Annotated in this window: 12 protein-coding genes; 2 read left to right on the top strand and 10 right to left on the bottom strand. The window is 62.1% G+C overall.

Annotated features, from left to right (window positions below):
- Positions 1 to 43: 43 nt before the first annotated feature.
- The 3 genes from AC1P02_RS14415 to AC1P02_RS14425 are packed head-to-tail and all read right to left on the bottom strand — an operon-like array spanning position 44 to position 4,272.
- A complete protein-coding gene (locus AC1P02_RS14415) occupies positions 44 to 1,123 on the bottom strand; it encodes a lipocalin-like domain-containing protein (protein ID WP_485182516.1) in 1,080 nt (359 codons plus the stop codon).
- Positions 1,120 to 3,564, bottom strand: a complete 2,445-nt coding sequence (locus tag AC1P02_RS14420; protein ID WP_485182517.1) for an ABC transporter permease — start codon at positions 3,562 to 3,564, stop codon at positions 1,120 to 1,122. The genes AC1P02_RS14415 and AC1P02_RS14420 overlap by 4 nt, the downstream gene beginning before the upstream one ends.
- A gap of 27 nt (positions 3,565 to 3,591) precedes the next feature.
- Entirely contained in the window at positions 3,592 to 4,272 is a 681-nt protein-coding gene (locus tag AC1P02_RS14425; RefSeq protein WP_485182518.1) for an ABC transporter ATP-binding protein, read from the bottom strand.
- A gap of 197 nt (positions 4,273 to 4,469) precedes the next feature.
- On the opposite strand from AC1P02_RS14425, the gene AC1P02_RS14430 reads away from it, so the two are divergent.
- Both AC1P02_RS14430 and nhaD read left to right on the top strand, forming a co-directional pair.
- Positions 4,470 to 4,937 carry a DUF4357 domain-containing protein gene (locus AC1P02_RS14430; protein WP_265431855.1) on the top strand — a complete coding sequence of 156 codons (468 nt, stop codon included), beginning with the start codon at positions 4,470 to 4,472 and terminating at the stop codon, positions 4,935 to 4,937.
- Positions 4,938 to 5,046: 109 nt separating this feature from the next.
- Positions 5,047 to 6,471: a sodium:proton antiporter NhaD gene (gene nhaD, locus AC1P02_RS14435; protein WP_005310493.1), complete on the top strand. Its 1,425-nt coding sequence runs from the start codon at positions 5,047 to 5,049 to the stop codon at positions 6,469 to 6,471.
- A gap of 121 nt (positions 6,472 to 6,592) precedes the next feature.
- Here the strand turns inward: nhaD and AC1P02_RS14440 are convergent, their stop codons facing one another.
- The 7 genes from AC1P02_RS14440 to AC1P02_RS14470 form a co-directional block, all read right to left on the bottom strand.
- A complete protein-coding gene (locus AC1P02_RS14440; RefSeq protein WP_017412350.1) occupies positions 6,593 to 7,795 on the bottom strand; it encodes a Bcr/CflA family multidrug efflux MFS transporter in 1,203 nt (400 codons plus the stop codon).
- A 124-nt stretch (positions 7,796 to 7,919) separates the two neighbouring features.
- Positions 7,920 to 9,566 carry a 6-pyruvoyl-tetrahydropterin synthase-related protein gene (locus AC1P02_RS14445; protein WP_485182519.1) on the bottom strand — a complete coding sequence of 549 codons (1,647 nt, stop codon included), beginning with the start codon at positions 9,564 to 9,566 and terminating at the stop codon, positions 7,920 to 7,922.
- Between the two features lie 96 nt (positions 9,567 to 9,662).
- On the bottom strand, positions 9,663 to 10,937 hold the full coding sequence (locus AC1P02_RS14450; protein WP_485185459.1) for a hypothetical protein: 1,275 nt from the start codon (positions 10,935 to 10,937) through the stop codon (positions 9,663 to 9,665).
- Between the two features lie 106 nt (positions 10,938 to 11,043).
- A complete protein-coding gene (locus AC1P02_RS14455; RefSeq protein ID WP_485182520.1) occupies positions 11,044 to 11,619 on the bottom strand; it encodes a hypothetical protein in 576 nt (191 codons plus the stop codon).
- Between the two features lie 236 nt (positions 11,620 to 11,855).
- A complete protein-coding gene (locus AC1P02_RS14460; protein ID WP_485182521.1) occupies positions 11,856 to 13,280 on the bottom strand; it encodes an NAD(P)/FAD-dependent oxidoreductase in 1,425 nt (474 codons plus the stop codon).
- Positions 13,281 to 13,366: 86 nt separating this feature from the next.
- Entirely contained in the window at positions 13,367 to 14,206 is an 840-nt protein-coding gene (locus AC1P02_RS14465) for an FTR1 family iron permease (protein WP_485182522.1), read from the bottom strand.
- A complete protein-coding gene (locus tag AC1P02_RS14470; RefSeq protein ID WP_485182523.1) occupies positions 14,206 to 17,211 on the bottom strand; it encodes a YncE family protein in 3,006 nt (1,001 codons plus the stop codon). The genes AC1P02_RS14465 and AC1P02_RS14470 overlap by 1 nt, the downstream gene beginning before the upstream one ends.
- Positions 17,212 to 17,213 lie beyond the last annotated feature (2 nt).

Consider the following 17,213-nt stretch of genomic DNA (forward strand, 5'->3'; position numbering starts at 1 on the left):
ACCGTATGGGTGGATTGGGTGTGAGCATTCGCAGCCATTGCGTTCAATACCCCGTCATCTCCAGATACCCCAACCCCTTTGCATCCCCCTCCACAGTCACTGCCCCCTCCCAGTAGTCAAAGCGGCCTGTCATGGCCTGATTGGGCTGGCGGGCACGAATGGTGAGGTTGAGATCCCCAGCGCTTAGCTGCCACTCGACGGGGTAGGGCTGACCCTTGGGGCCACGCCAGGTCTTGCCCGGCGTCAGCGTGATATCGTCAGGGGAGAGCACTGTGCTGCTGCCATCCTGCTCAATCAAAATGCCGTAGCGGTTCTCGGGCTGGTTTTCGGGATTGGCGCGGCCCGCCTTGGTGCGCAGGCGAAACAGCATCAGCTCGCGGCCATCGGCGAGCTGGAGTGAAAACCAGTCCCAGCCTGACTGCCAGTCGGCCAATACCGAGCTGCTCCACTCGTGATCAAACCAGCCTTGGCCGCTTACCTTGCGGGCCTCCCCGTCGATGTTTAGGGTGCCTTCGAGGGTGAGGCGTGGGTAGGAGTAGTAAAACGAGGCGTTGCCCGGGCTCTTCTCGCTGTAACCCTGCTTGCCCTGCAACACCACAGGCTTGGCGGCATCGACCTGGAGGTTCAGCTCGCCAATCTTGCTCTGCACCTTGAGGGTGGCGGGAAAGAGTGGCTTCCCCTGTGAGGCAAGCACCCATTCCCTGAGCCAATACTCGCCGCCGCTGGCACCCGCGAGCCCGGGGCCCTGGCGGCTGGTGCGCTCATCCTGTTGGTGGCTGCCTTTGCCGAGGTCAGTGATGGCGAACTGGGCGAGCCAGAGCTGGGGAGTGAGCCAGGGGTTGTTCGTTTTAATCTGCTGTTCAATACCCTGGCGAAACAGGGTCCACTGCATGCCATATTCGCGCCCCTGCTCATCCTTGAGGTTGCCGGTGAGATACCACCACTCGGAGCGGTAGTCGGGGTGGGCAGCGTGATCGGCGGGCAGCGTGATGGATTGGCCCGGCAGAGCCTTTTTGAACTGATCGCTGCGGCCACCGAGGATGGTGCCCAGATCGTTGGCCCAGGCCGCCCCGCCATACAGGGTGCAGGTGAGCAGCAGTAGCCAGGCATTGCGTTTTTTCATACCACTTTCCTTGCGGCAAACCAGGATGCGAGCGCCGCGCACACAGGGGCCAGCAACAGGGCCGTGACGGCATGCAAGGGGGCGGCCTCGAAGGCGAGACGCCAGCCAAAGGCGCGGGGGTTGACCACCTCGATCAGCACCCAGGCCAGCCCATAGCCTACCGGCAGCGCCAGCAGCGCGGTAAGCAGCCCCAGGCCCGCACCTTGCCACACCAGCAGGCGGCGACAATGACGCGGGCTCAATCCGAGACTCTGCAAGGTCTGCAACTCGCTGCGCCTTGCCAGCCCCAGCACCATGAAGGCCGAGCCGATGCCGACGAAGGCGATGCCCAGGATCAGCAGTTTAAGCAACTCGGTCACCACAAAGGTCTGGTCGAACACCTTGAGGGCGGCGGCGTGAATGGCAGGGGCCGCCAGCAGGTTGACCCTTTCGCCAAAACGGGTGCGCAGGCTGTCGGCCAGTTGCTCCGGCGTTTTGCTAAAGAGGGCGAGGGATTGCACTGGGCCATCTTCAAAGGCGTGCAGAACTTGCCCCTTGTCGCTGCCGTAATCCTGATAGACGCCGGTAACGGTGAGCTCCCTTGGGCCCTGTTCGCTGGTGATGCTGAGCGTCTGGCCCACTCTGACCCCGAGCCGCACCGTCAGGGGTTCGCTTGCCAGCACCTCGTCTGGGGTAACGGGCCAGCGACCGGCCAGCAGGGGATAGGCCGCCTTGAGGGGCGGGATAAAATCCATCTGTGCCCACTCAATGGGCTGCCCCTGCCAGCGGGCGGGCTGCACAGAACGCCGCGAGGCTTGAGCCACGGCGGGGTTGGCGAGAATGGCATCCAGGGTGGCCTGGTTCAGTATGCCCCTGCTGCCCGCCGCGCCCTTGGGGGCGGTGACATAGAGATCGGCGGCCAGACGCTGGTCCAGCCAGATCTCCACGCTCGAGCGAAAGCTCGACACCATGACGCCTATGCCGATGGCTGCGGCGATGGCCAGTTGCAGCGCCATGACTGCGATGGCGGTGCGATCCAGATGATATTGGGTCTCGGCCACCGCCAGTTGAGCGGTCAGGTTGCTGCGCCCGTGCTGGCGACCCATGCGCTGGCGCAACTGACCCAGCACCCAGCGCAGAGCATCCGGCAGCCAGAGCGCCATGGCCAGCAGCCAGCCACCGGCGATAAACAGGGCACCCGGCAGCCCTGTCCGGGGCAGGGCGAGGCAAAGGGCGCACAGCAGCAGTATGACGATGGCGAGCCAGCGCCGACGCCACGGATGGGTGGCTGGGCGGCTGTTGCCCTCACGAAGCGCAAGGGGAGACTGGCGCAGCAGTTGCCACCAGCCGGGCAGGTTGGCGGCAAGCGTTCCGCCAAGGCCAATCAGCAACGCCTTGAACAGGCTGATGGGGGAGAGGCGCAGCAGGTCGATGGGATTGGGGCCATAAAGGTCGGCCAGCGCCTGGGTCAGTTGTCCCATCAGGGTGAGGGCCAGGAGGCTGCCGAGCAGCAGTCCGAGCAGGGTGCCGAGAGTGGCAAGAAGGAGCAGCTCCAGTACCAGCCAGTGCAGTACCCGGCGAGGCGGCAGCCCCAGAATGATCAGCTGGGCCAGCTGGGGGCGACGCACGCTCTGTACAAAGCGCTGGGCATTGAACACCAGAAACAGTCCCACCGCCATGGCGAGCAGAGAGAGGGCGGTGAGGTTGAGCGCCAGCGCATCGCCGAGCTGGCTGGCATCGAGCGCCGGGCTGATGGGCTCGAGCCAGAGCGGCTGATTGGGGAGATAGGCTTGCAGAGTCGCTTGCAGGGCGCGGGCCTCGGCGTCACTTAGCTTGAAGACGATGCGATCCAGCCTTCCCGCCTTGCCCAGCATGTGTTGGGCCAGACCTATGTCGGTCACCAGCAGCCGCTCCATGGGCACGGCGCCTGGCTCGAAGGTGCCCGCCAGAGTGAGGATCAGCAGGCGATCACCCTCGCCACCGCCGCCCAGCACAAAGGTGCGGGACTGGCCCGGCAGCCAGCCTAGCCGTTTGGCCTCCGGCGTCGCCAGCCAGACGCTGTCTGCCTGGTTCAGGGAAAAAGAGGGGGCTTCTTCTTTACTCACGCTGGCAAACAGCTGGCTCAGGGGGCCGGGGTTGAAGAGATCCATCCCCAGCAACTGGACGCTGCGACCCTGCTCATCTTTGAGCCAGGCGTGCAGCTGCGGCATGGCATTGAGGCTTGGTTGGCTGCGCACCAGTTTGACGTAAAGCTGCTCATCCAGGCCACCGCTCGGGGCCAGTCGATAGTTGGCATCTCCCGCCAGCTGGGTGCGGGCGGCGACGAAGTTGGTGCTGGCGCTGTGGTTGAGCAGGTCAATGGCCACCACCAGCGAGACCCCCAGCATGAGCCCGGTCAGACTCATCAGCAGCAGCCAGGGATGCCAGCGATAGAGGCGCAGCAGCGCCTTCAGCGGCAGCATAAGGCGGCCTCGCGATCACAGCTGGCCTCACTCATGGTGCGCCTCCTTGAGCTCAATCAGCTGGCCCCCTTCGAGGCGAAGCACTCTGTCTGCCAGGGCGCCATAGGCGGGGTTGTGGCTCACCAGCAAGAGACCCGCGCCGGTTTCACGCACCGCTTCCATCATCAGTGCCATCACCTGCTCGGCGTTGTGCTCATCGAGGCTCCCCGTGGGTTCGTCGGCCAAGAGCCAGCGGGGCTTGTGAATGAGGGCGCGGGCCAGCGCCACCCGCTGGCGCTGGCCGCCGGAAAGTTGCTCCGGCCAGGCGTGGCGCTTGTGGACGAGATCGAGCCTTTTCAGCAAATCGTCAATCTCTGTCTCATGGCGTGGCAGGCCGTTGATCGAAAGGGGCAGGCAGAGGTTCTCCTCCACTGTCAGGGTCGGCAGCAAGTTGAAATCCTGATAGACGATGCCAAAATGCCGGCCGCGCAGGCGGGCCCGTTCATCCGGGGATTGGGTGTCGAGCCGGGTTTCCCCCAGCCATATCTCCCCCTCATCCGGGGGGAGCAGGCCTGCTATCAGGTTGAGCAGGGTCGACTTGCCACAGCCGCTCTGCCCCAGCAGCAAGCTTGTCTCGCCAGCGGTCAGAGTGAGGTCCAGACTGTGGAACAGCGGCAGGCGTTCGCTGCCGTTATCAAAGCTCTTGCAGAGGTTGCGCAGGGTCAGCATGGGATAACCGCTTGATGGTCAATGGCTTTCATCATGCCATCTACGCTACCACGGCCGGGAATGATCAACACGCCTTGCAACTGATCAAGAGCGCCAGTTAGTGATCACCCCAGCAAAAGAGGTGAGGATCCTCGCTGGATCCCGCTTGCCAGAGGTGGTTAGAATAGGAGCTTCCATGGGTCACAGGATGAGCAAGGATGTTACACAAGCAAGTCAGTTTTATCATCGATAGCAAGGGCAACAAGCAGGCTGCCGTCGTCCCCATCGAGATTTATAACGAGCTGATGACCCTTCAAAAGGCGCTCTCCGACAACAAGCCCGGGGAGCGCGAGCTGTACCACTTCAACGGCAAGGGGGCCGAAGCTCACGGTTATCCTGTGGGCAAGCGGCAAAATCCCGGCTTCATGGTGCTGGCGGGATCCACCGCCAATGGCGAGGATGCGGCCTCCCTGCGCGAAGCCGTGATCGAACTGCGCCAGGAGCTGCTGGGCAAGGGGATCCTTATCCCGCGCAGCGAAGGGGGCTTTGTGTTCACCGCCGATCAGCTGTTCAACAGCCCGAGCCTGGCCGCCAGTCTGGTGGCGGGCAACAACCGCAGTGGCCTGGATGCCTGGCAAAACAGCGCTGGCTACACCCTCAAACTGTCGGGCTTTGGCAAGAAGTAAGGGGTTGGGTCCGGCCGCACATTAATTGATAATTCATTGACCTGGATGAACTTTTGTTTTCATCCAGGTGCTAGCATCACAGCCAGATGGTTCCAAAAGGAAGAGGCCCATGTCTGTGCTCACCCGCTTTGCCGTATTGCTGTCCCTGTTCATCTCTCCTGCCCAGGCCAGTAGCGGCCCCATTCCGTTAACCCTGTCCACTATCGGCCTGTTTTGCGTGGGCCTGTTCGTATTGGCCTATGCGCTGGTGATGGCCGAAGAGTATCTGCAACTGCGCAAGTCAAAACCCGTGCTGGTGGCTGCCGGCGTGATCTGGATCCTGATTGGGATTGCCTACGCGCAAAATGGCATGAGCCCGGCCGCAGAGCAGGCATTTCGCCACACCCTGCTCGAATATGCCGAGCTGATGCTGTTTCTGCTGGTGGCGATGACCTACATCAACGCCATGGAAGACAGAAATCTGTTCGATGCGCTCAGGGCCTGGCTTATCCGGTCCGGCTTTCAGTTGCGAACCCTGTTCTGGCTGACGGGGGGGCTGGCATTTTGCATCTCGCCGGTGGCCGACAACCTCACCACTGCACTCTTGATGTGCGCCGTTGTGCTGAAAGTCGCCAACGGGGATCGACGCTTCATCAATCTTGCCTGCATCAATATCGTGATCGCGGCCAATGCCGGTGGCGCCTTCAGTCCCTTTGGCGACATCACCACCCTGATGGTGTGGCAGGCTGGCAAGGTGCAATTTGGCCAGTTCTTCGCCTTGTTCATTCCGTCCCTGCTCAATTTTCTGGTGCCAGCCCTGCTGATGAGTCTGATGGTGCCTCGTCATGTGCCCGATGCCGCCAGTGAAGATGTCGATTTGAAGCGGGGTGCCAGGCGCATAGTGCTGCTGTTCCTGCTCACCATCACCACGGCTGTGCTCTGCCACAGTTTTCTGCATCTGCCCCCTGTGCTCGGCATGATGCTGGGTCTGGGATACCTGCAATTTTTCGGCTTCTATCTGCGCAAGTCACTGCCGCACTCCCTAGCGCGCAAGCGGGCACTCTATGAGCGCACCGGGGATCACGAACGGCTGCGTCGTCTCGGCTCCATAGTGCCATTTGATGTCTTCAACAAGGTGGCCAAGGCGGAGTGGGACACACTGCTGTTCTTCTATGGCGTCGTGATGTGCGTGGGGGGCCTGGGGTTCATGGGCTATCTGGAGCTGGTGTCGCACTTGCTGTATGACGGTGGCAACCCGACGATGGCGAACATCTTTATCGGTTTGCTCTCCTCCGTTATCGACAATATTCCTGTGATGTTTGCCGTGTTGTCGATGAACCCGGACATGGCGCTGGGTCAGTGGCTGCTGGTGACCCTGACCGCCGGTGTGGGGGGCAGTCTGCTTTCCATCGGCTCTGCGGCCGGGGTCGCCTTGATGGGGCAGGCGCACGGCATGTATACCTTCTTTAGCCATCTCAAGTGGTTACCGGCCATCCTGCTTGGCTATCTGGTGAGCATAGGTGCGCATCTCTGGCTCAACAGTGCCATGTTCTGATACACACGGGGCGGCTGGCCCGATCCGAGGCAAGAGTCGATTGTCCCCAGCCGACTCTTGATACGAAAAAGCCCTGTCATGCAGACAGGGCTTTTTCAGGATCAGAGTGAGGCGTAGATAATCAGGCCACAGCAGATCGCTTGCCGGTCAGCAGCCAGTAACTGATGGCCGAACCAAAGCCGCAGCCGGCGATGGCGATGGCCATGGGCAGCGGGGATTGCGGTGGGTCGAGGTTGACCAGGATGCCGACCACGGCGCCGATGCCAAAACGCAGGGTGCCGGCCAGCGCGGAGGCCGTGCCCGCCGATTGGGGGAAGTGCCCCATCAGGCCCGTCATGGCGTTGGCCCCCACCAGACTGATGTGACCGACGAACAGCACCACAGGGATGACGATGCCCCACAGGCCGCCGGTCTGGCTCCAGGCGTTGTAGATGAGCAGGGCGCCGGCACAAGGCAGCATCAGCAGCCCGTATTGCAGCATGCGCTCGGCGCCCACCCCTTTCACCAACCGGCTGTTGACGAAGGTGACCAGCATCATCAGCAGGATATTGAGGCCGAACAACCAGCCGTAGTGCTCGGTCGGCACCTTGAAATATTCGATGTAGACGTAAGGGGATGCGCTGATAAAGGCAAACATGCCGGAGCTCGACAGGGATCCGCACAGCACATAACCCATGGCCCCGCGATGGGAGAGCACACTCCAGTAGTTCTTCAGGATCTGGCCCAGCTTGAGCGGTTGTCTGTGCTCAGGCTTCAAGGTCTCCTGAATTTTCCACTGCATCACCACGCAGACCAGCAGGCTGATCCCCACCAGCAGCCAGAAGATCACGCGCCAGTCACTGTGGGCGCTGATGTAGCCGCCGATCACGGGGGCAACCAGTGGTGCCAGTGTCATCACCAGGATGACAAATGACATGGCGCGGGAAAATGCATCTTTTTCAAACAGATCTCGCAGCAGTGCATTGACCACCACCGAGCCCGCCGCCCCGCCTGCCGCTTGCAGCATCCGATAAGCCAGCAGCTCGGGCAGGGAGTCGGCCATGGCGCAGCCTACAGACGCGATGGCAAACATGGTAAGCCCCGCCAGGATGACCGGTTTGCGGCCATAGCTGTCTGCCAGCGGGCCGTAAAACAGCTGGCCGATGGCAAAGCCACCGAGGAAGGCACTGATGGTGAGCTGGGCCCCGTCTATGCTGGTGGCCAGATCCCGGGCGATGGCCGGAATGGCGGGCAGGTACATGTCAACCGCCAGCGGGGTCAGGCCCGCCAGGGCGCCAAGCAGGATAAACAGAAAGCGGGGAGAGAGGGGTAAGGGTTGGGGCATAGGATGTCCGATCGTGAGCAAGTTCGCGTGAAATAAGGTAACAGGGGTGAGTCTATCAGTTTTGGCAGACTTGGGCAGGACTATGCCCAAGTCTGCCCCCGTCACGCTATCACCCGTGTCCGGGTCACACTCTTTTGGGGGTGTTGGCCCCCAGGCAGGCGAGCACCAGCCAGCAGAGCCAGCTGAACAGGGAGAGCCCAATCCCCCACTGCTCTGGCCAGCGTGCCGCCAGCTCGAGAGTGAGGATGTGCTGACCCGCCGGTATCCAAACCTGCAGCAGTCCCTGCCGGTTTGCACTGACAGCGAGTGTCAGCGAATCATCCAGTCTGGCCTGCCAGCCGGGGAAATCATATTGGTGCAGTATGAGCTTGGTGGGCTGCTGCGCCTTCACGTCCAGCTCCAGCCATCTGGGTTGCCAGCGAATGATCTTCCACGCAGCACCCGGCTGCTCTGTGGTGACGGGGGGTTGAAACTCCCCTTTCCAGGCGAGCAAGGTCGGAGTGAACTGCCCTCTGGGTACCTGATTGGGGCGATATTCCTGGGCACTGCGCTTGCTGTCGAATTCGCTCTCAATCATGTCCTTGCGCGGTGCCTGGGTGAGAGGGGAGTAAGCCACATAGGCAAGGCTGGAGACGAGCGTGACCAGCAGCAGGCCCCACCAGATCCACTGCCAGGGACGGTCGACAGGGGTACCCAGTGCCACTACGGCCACCGTTGCCAGGGCCAGGATCAGATTGCACCGCCAGGGAAATTGCACCCGTTGCAACGGTGGCAGCAGATGCCAGATGGGCTCGCTCAAGGGCAGCATCATGAGAAAGGAGACTGTCCCTATGATCCCCCACATCAATAATTCGGGATGACGTGGCTCCCGGGTCGCCGCCCAGGCGACCAGCAGCAGCCCCATGGTCAGCATGCTTTGCCAGGCAAGGTGGCCGCGAAAGCGCCAGTCCCCCCAGCCAGAGGGCAAACGGTCGAGAAAGTTGCGTCTGAAGTCGAACATGCCGCCCCGCATCAACTCCATGGAGATGGCGCCTTGCTCCAGCAGGGCGGGCAGCAGCAGGGTCGCAGCCATGACCAGCCCCAGCACTTGGGCCGTTGCCACTAGCTGGATCGGAAACAGGATGCGGGATCGCCAGGCTTGCAGCAGGGCGCGCAGTGTGATCAGCCCCATCATCAGCAGCAGGCTGGGGAGGTGAGAAAACGCCAGCAATGCCAGTGCCAGAGTCAGCAAGGGGAGTCCCTTGCGACTGCGCTGGTTGGCGAGATCTTGTCCCAGCAAGATCAGGGGGGCCCAGACGAAAGCCCAGAATTCGGCCAGGGCAAAGCGGGCATAGAGATCCATGCCCAGATGATAAGGCAAAGCAAGATAGAGCAGGGTGGCGGCCAGGGCCCGCAAGGGAGAGGCAAAACTGCGCAGCCAGAGATAGGCAAAGAGGCCGGATAGCAGCAAGGCCAGACTGGCGCTCCAGAGCAGGGGCGTAATGGCGTGATGAAGGGGTGCCTGGGGGCCGGCAAACAGGGCGCTGACATAGTAGGGCAAGGGGGGATAAAAGAAGAAGGTGGGGCTGCCAAAGCCGCCATTCATGGCCATCAACCAGCGTGGGTAGATCTCCCCCTGCCACAGTTGCTGTGCAAAATAGTGGCCGGAAAGCAGATGATGAAACAGGTCATGCCCCTGGCTTCCCCCCTGTAACCAGAGTGGCAATAGCAAGGCTCCGCTGGCCAGTATCAGTGCCAGGGGGATGAGAAACCACTCGCTTGATCTCTTCATGGATAGACTCACTTGTCACGGATGCGCAGTGAGTGTAGCCGACCGGGGCGCCAGAGCTGCTAGTCAAATGGTCGCCAAAGTGCGTTGCACTGCCAACTAAGGGTAAAAGTAGGCGGGTATCCCGAGCCAGATACCTGGCTCAGCATGAAAGCGAGGTGAAAACCAGTGCAGCTGGTTTGGTGTCGGCATGTCGCCGGTGGCGATGGGTCGTCGGCTGAGGCGACAGGCCCCCTGTGCCAGTGCGAGCCTTGCATCCCCCCGATACCAGCCATCGGTGACGGCCAGGGGAGTGGTCTCTCGCAGCAGTCGTACCCCCCACTGAGTCACCAGCGCAGGACACGCTTTCTCTGCCACCCTGGCCGCTTGCACCATGCCAGGTAACGCAGGTGGGGTCAGGGTAACGCAGAGCAGCAAGAGGGCAGCCAAGGTTGTGAGCATGTCACCGCGCCTTGGCAACCAGCCAGCCAGCAGCACGATACCGAGCAGGGTGATGGGCGCCAGATGGCGGGGATTGTCGGGATTCTGGCCAAACAGGGTCCAGAGCAGCAGGACGAGCCAGTAGAGCGTCCAAAGCGGCGAGAGGGCGGTCGCTTGGCCTTTTGCTCTTTGCCAGAGCGGCAGCACCAGCAAGCCTCCGACAGCCAGGGGCCAGAGCGGGGTGAGCTGATCGTTGAAGGTGTGCGCCCAGCTTAGCAGCCGATCGCCGTGGGCCGCCGCCGTGTTGCCCCACAGGGTAAAGTGGCCGTCGGTAAAGCGTCGCCCCTCGCTGAAATAGGCCCAGCCATCGGCCTGCCAGACAAAGAGCAGGCAGGCTAGCCCCACCAGCGCGATGGGGATCACAAACCTGAAGCGCGTGAACTTCTGCTCCATCCCCAGCCAAAGGGGCAGCAGGGCCAGCACAAAATAGGAGGGGCGCAGGGCCAACAGGAGACCCAGCAGCAGACCCGCCAGCGCTATCTTTCGATGCTGCAAGGCCAGCAGCGCCCCGAGCCAGGCAGCCAGTGCCGGCCCATCCGAGAGGCCTGACAGCGCCAGCGTAGGGGTCAGCGGCAGGGCCAGCACCAGCAGCCAGACTGGCGCCAGCAGACCTGGTCGTTGCCACACTCTGACGGCAAGCAAGGCGGCGAGCGGCGCCAGCAAGCTGGTGCCGAGCAGGCTTGCCCACTGTACAGCGCGGGCCGGGTCGTCCACCGCCAGATTGATCAGCCGCGCCACCCAGATAAAGGCGGGGTAGCCCGGAAAGTGGGGGGAAAACTCCAGCACGCTGAAGCGCGTCACCCCGTGGGCGAAATTGAGGGCATCGTCGGAATCGAGCGCTATTGGAAAGGCAAAGAGCCAGCCCATCCAGACCCCTTGCAGCAGGATCAGCAAGTAGGGTCGATTAGCGAAGCGTAATCGGCCGTGGCGAAACCCCCCTTCTCCCCTTGCGGGAGAAGGGCCGGGGATGAGGGGGGCCGTCGTCATTAATGAGAGGCCATCAAAGCGGCGCCAGCACGGCCATCAGCGCTTTTTCTGCATCGCTAAAGGCGGCGCCATCGGCGGGCTTGGCGCCCACCCCGAATACCCCCGGGTTGCCGATGGCGTCCAGCACCTTGGCCAGCGCCTGTTCGGCCCCCTTGCGATCCCCTTCACTGAGGGAGGGGAGGATCAAATCGAGGAAGCGCTTGCTCTTGACCACCAGCACCTTGGCGGTCTGGTAATCGCCGAGATTCTGGCTGGCACCTTCGAGGCGGCGCTCGATCTCCGCCTTGTAGGCACGATTGAGCAGGGCGGCGGTGGTGGCAGCATCTTTCCCCTTGATGGCGGCGGCCAGCGGTGCTTGCAGCTCGACCTTGTGGTGATCTTCCAGATAGGTCAGCTCGTCGGCAATCTCGCTCAAGGTGGCGCTGGCATCCTTGCCGTCAGTGGCGGCGCCAAGCAGCGCTTCGCGCGCGTCGATCAGCGGCTCCTTGCCGGCGGCGGCGTAGGAGTAAGCCTGTGCTTGTTCGCTGAGGGTCAGTCCGCTGAGGGTCAGCAGCAGGGTGAGGGCGAGTAAACCCGGGCGTATGGTCATCCTGTTCTCCTTACTTATGCCAAGAGGTTATGCCAATGGCGCGGCACTCAGGCCACGCTCTGGGTTTCAATCACGGTGTTTTCGTTGCGATGGTTGAAGGTGCTGCGGCGTCTGTCTTCCGTTGGACACCGGCAATGGTTCTCACGCCACGCTCTGGGTTTCGATCACGGTATTTTCATTGCGGTGGTTAAAGGTGTTGCGGCGTCTGTTTGCCGGTTAAGCACCTGCCATCGTTCTCATGCCACGCTCTGGGTTTCAATCACGGTATTTTCGTTGCGATGGTTGAAGATGGCATGGCGTCTGTCTACCCCGTCGATCACCATGTCGGCCGCCATCATTCCCATCTCCATGGCGGTGTCGGTGAAGATGTAGCGGAATGTCCCCTGACGGCCGGTCATGATGAGGTTGGCTATAGGCATCAGCGCCTTGATGGCGTCGTTGCGACGTGCCTGATAGCCGAGATCCATCAGCGGATAGGCGTACTCACTGCGCGCTTCGAAGGTCTCATCGCCAAGCTTGGTGGTGTCCACGCCGAGGCTTGCCAGATCGGCCGTGACCCGGCCGCGCAGATCAGAGAGCGGTGCCTGCCAGGTGGCATCCCCCGGATTGCAGGGGATCTCCAGCATCACTGATGTCTGACCTTGGGGCGCCATAAAGGGGCTGCGGCGGCGCGGCTCCTGCAGGCGGGTGGCCAGAATATGGGGGTCGGAGAGGTACTGCCAGGTGTTGTCCGACAGGTTCTCCTGTTTCAGCGGCATATTGACGAAGCGAAGCGACCGGTAGTGTAGATCGCACGGCAAGCCCAGATGCTGGCAGGTGAGCGGCAGCGGCAGGGTGGAGATCACCTGATCAAAGCGTTCGCTCTGCTCAACGTTATCTTGTGACCAATAAACCCGTTCGATGCGGCCATCGGCCTGCTCAAGGCGAGTGATGGTGGCGCCGGTTTTCAGCAGGACCCCCTCTGCTATCAGCCGCTCGCCGAGGGTCGCGAAGATCTGGCCGAAGCCATATTTGGGGTAGCGGTATTTGCGGGCATAGGTGCGCACCGAGAGGTTGCCGTTGCGTCTTGGCAGCAGGCGGCGCGCCACGTCTTTGAGATCGATGAGGCTGATGCGCTGACCGGCCCAGTCGGCGGAGAGCTTGTCCGGGTTGATGCCCCACAGCTTAGCCGTGTAGCCCTCGAAGAACTGGCGGTAGAGGGTGCGACCGAAGTGGCTCTGGATCCACTCGGCAAAGCTCGCCTTGGCGAAATCGTCCGGCTTCTTGGCAAAAGGCAACAGCAGCAAGTCTTTCACCGCACCGGCCATCAGCGGCAGCGGGGCTGTCTTGATCAGGTTGGTCAGATTGAGGGGGTAGTCATAGGTACGCCCGCCGAAACGGATGACGCTCTTGCGCTCGGCGTGGAGCAGATCGTCACCCATCAGCTCGTCGATAAAGGCGAGCAGCTCGGGGTTCTTGGTGATAAAGCGGTGACCGCCGTAGTCGAAGCGATACTCCCCATCGCGCCCCTTGAAGGTCTGGGTGGCGCACATGCCGCCGACGACCGGCTCCTGCTCGAACAGGGTGACTGCATAACCGGCGCGGCGCAGGCGCCAGGCGGCCATCAAACCGGCGGGGCCGGCGCCCAGCACCGCAATTTTCTTCTTGTTGTTATCGCTCATGACCTATTCCGAAACTGCTTGATAGATAAGGGAATCGCGCCAAGGCGCGGTCCCCGAATGATATTGTCACCGCAGGGGGTGAGGACTCAGCCCTTGCTGGGCGCGGAGCTCACTTGCGGCCGATAGCTGCGCTGCCAGAGGGTGACGAAAATTGCCAGATAGAGGGCCCAAGTCAGCAGCTGCAGGCCGGCCGGTGAGGCATTGTAGCCAAACAGGGCGCGCAGGAAGGTACCAAATACCCCCTGATCGTCGAGAATGTGGCTGATGTTGAATACCGGCGTGGTCCAGAAGGTGATGATGTCCGCTGCCTGCAACATGTTGACGGCAGAGGAGAGCAAGCCGGCGGCTATGATGATGATCAGCAGCCCGGTCCAGCGGAAGAAGGGGGCCAGCGCCACCTTGCGGGTGGAGCGCAGCAGTCCCCACACCAATGCTACCGACACCAGCAGCCCCGCCAGCGCACCTATCAGGCCGGATTGCAGATCCACCCCTTGGCCCGAGTAGCGCAGGGCGGAGAAGAAGAGCACGGTTTCAAATCCTTCGCGCATCACGGCCAGGAAGGCGAGCAGCACCAGACCAAACAGGTTGCCGCCATCGATGGCCGCATCAATGCGCGCCGTCATGGCTCCCACCTGGGATTTGGCCTGCTTTTGCATCCAGATCGCCATATAGGTGAGCACCAGGGTGGCAAAGATCAGGATCCCCGCCATCAGCAGGTGGTTGTAACGCTCACTCTCGAACTGGCTCACCACCACCTGGAACAGGAAGGCGACGATCAGGGAGGCGATAAGGCCAAGCCCCACCCCCAGATAGATGAACTTGTTGTAGCGGCTCGCCCCCAGCTTGGCGAGGTAGGAGAGGCAGATGCCGACCAGCAGGAAGGCTTCCAGCCCCTCGCGCAGGGTAATGAGAAAACTTGCAAACATCAGGATTGAGGCTCCGTAGCGGGCGTGACGGGGAAAGGCTGCAAGGTAAGTTGCAACCGATTTAGCTGCACTATGGGTGGCTCCGGCAAGCTGGGCTCGGCGGCGCGCACCGCATCATTGACCCACTTGGGGTAGGTGCGGAAATTGAGTTTGATATCGGCCTTGAAGGGCCCCCGGGCATCTGCGGGCAGCGGCCAGGCTTCATCGCGCCAGCCATCGGCCGGAATGCGGGTATCTTCCAAGAGCTTGGCGTAGCGCCAGAACTTGAGCCCCACCGGCTTGCCCTCGGCATCGCCGAACACTTTTCTAAATAGCCGCGCATCTTCAGGGACAGCGCCATCCACCGGCTGGCCGCTTTTGAGCACCAGCTTGCCGGTGGCGTCGGTGACGGTCAGCTCCAGCCAGAGTTCACGAAAATCGGCCACTCCGGTGGGTAGAGCGTGGCCTGCGCCTGTATTGGCGACCCTCACCACCAGTTGCTGACTATCGGCAGCCTGTTCGATCCGGGCGGAGAGGGTAGCACTGGAGCGCAGCAGGGCCAGGCTCTCCTGCTCAAGGTCGGGATTGCGCAGCCCCACCAGCTGATGCTGGGCGCCGGTAAAGTTATGGCGGTAGAGCCGCGTCTTCATGGTGCCATTTTCGGTGGACTGGCCCGCCACCGGTGCGCCGCCATTGCCCGGCTCCGGGCTCATATGGCAGTCGATGCAGGTGCGTCGCTTGGCAGGATCCTCCGCGTTCGCGAAGCTGGATTTTTCCCACTCGTCCCAGGTGTTGACGATATTGGCGCCGGTGCCCGGGGCAAACTCGTTGTGGCACGACTTGCACAGGGCCGCGTCGCGGTAGAAATCCTTCTGATAGGAGGCTTTGTGGGCCGCCGGACGGGCATTGATCTGCCGCTCAGCCAGCCAGTGCTTGAGGCTCCCCCCCGGGGCATCCTCGAACACATAGCTCTCGCGGTCTTTCAAATTCACGGTAAAGGCGCTGTTGCCGCCCGCGTCTTCTACCTTGGTGATGCGATGGCAGAGCACGCAGCCGGTCCCTTCCTCAACCACCGGTTCGCCAGCCTTGTGGGCGGCAATGAGTGAGGCGCCGCCCTGCTCGAACATGTGGGAGCCCTTGGTCAGATCCATCTGGCCGGTCATCACCTGCTGGGGCATATGGCAGCCCTGACACCACTGGCCGAACGCTTCCCCTTCGGTTTCGCGGGCCAGCGCCTGCACCACCTTGTAGTAGGGGTGGGAGTTGCCCATCAGCCGATGGTTGCTCTCGCTCCAATCCTTGAACGCCTGTTGGTGGCAGTTCTGGCAGGAGGCGGAGTTGAGCCACTCCTTCGGGTGAGTGGTCGGCGCCTTGGCGGGATCCGTGCGCGGGGCATCGAGCCGCAGCCAGTTGGCGAGATAGGGGAGGTTGCCATCGGCGGTGACGAAGGCGTGCAGATCTTCCATCATCGCTTTCACTTCCGGTTGGGGCTTGGCGGGGTCAACCGCCTCGGCGCCATCGCGGGTGTCATGGCCCATGCCGCCCTGGGTCTGCTGGGTCATGCGCAGGTATTCGCCGACAACATCCCCCGCCACCATGTTGGTGAGGTTGGCGTGGCCGTTGATGGCGTTGTCGCCGCTCTTCTGGCGATGGGCCGACATCAGATGGCGGTTGGTGAAGTTGAACCCATCCAGATGGCAGGAGTTGCAGCTCATCCAGTTGTCCCCAGCCATGGGGAAGCGTGAGTTTGCGGCGGTGTTGCCAAGGTTGAACAGCCGCTCGCCGCGCTTGAGCGGTTCGGGGCGCGGATCCGTCGTTACCAGCTTGGCAAAGTGGGGCACATCGACGGTGACCCGGGCAAACGGGCCGCTGCCGCCGCTATTGAGGCGGGTAAGATTCTGCCCCATGGCGTTGTGCACCAGAATGTGGTCGCCATCGATCAGTAGATCCCTCGGATTCTGGCCCGGCAGGTGACGCAAGAGCTGGGTCGCCTTGGCGCCCCCCTGAAACTTCTTGCGTCTGTGACGATTGCTGTTGGATTTGCCGCTACGGGAGAGGTCGAACACCAACAAGTCTTCCGAGCCTGCCAGGGTCAGATAGACCCGCTTGCCATCGGCGGTGAAGCGCGCGGCAAAGGGGTTGGAGACGATCTGGCTGCGGTTGCCGACGCTTGGCAGATTGATCTGCAAAAAGAGCTGCTTTCTTTCGTCGACCCGCTCTTTCTCCTCATCGAGATCGATGATGGAGACGGCCGGAAAGACGGTGCTCTGAAACTGGAAGGGGTGGCCAAAGCTCCACAGTACGTGAGGCAGCCAGGCTTCGCTGCCATCGGGGGAGAGGGCGATGCCATCGAGCAGGCGCGGCAATCCCTGAGAGTCGCTTGGGGTGTCGCTGTGGGTTTCTGCCAGGGTGATGAGTCTGGGTTTTGGCAGGGTGGTTTTGAGCAGAGTGGCGCCCTTGGCGCTGTTGCCAAGCTTGGCGAGATCATAGATGGCGAGCTGGCCGGTCATAGCGTGGGTCAGCAGCAGGCGATCATCGTCGGTCAGCGCCAGTCCGCGCGGTGTCTCGGCGGTTTTGGTATCCAGCTGGAGGTTGCCCGTTGTGTCGTAGGCCTGCAGGCGAGCTGATTCGAACAGCGTGACCCAGAACCACTGCCGCTTGGGATCGAAGATGACCCCATAGGGTCTATGGCCGGTGGGGATCGCCTTTTCCAGGTCGAGATCATCATCCAGCAGCAGCAGGCGATCGCCGCTGTAATCGGTGACCAGCAGGGTGCCGTCATCGGCGCGGGCAATCTGGCGCAGATCGCCCCCCAGCTGCACCTCCTTGAGTCGCTTGCCGCTATCGCGCTCAACTAGGGTGACCGAGCCTGCGCTCAGGTTGGCGGTGACGAGGCGCGGGCTCTGCCCCTCCTCATAGGCGAGCATCCCAGCGCCCATCTGCTGGGAAAACGCAAAGGGGCTGACCAGCAGCAGGAGGAGGGCCAGCAGGGGTGACAAAAATGCACAGAACGATGACTTCAACATGG

The sequence above is a fragment of the Aeromonas sp. TS_SC_11 genome (assembly GCF_057318915.1).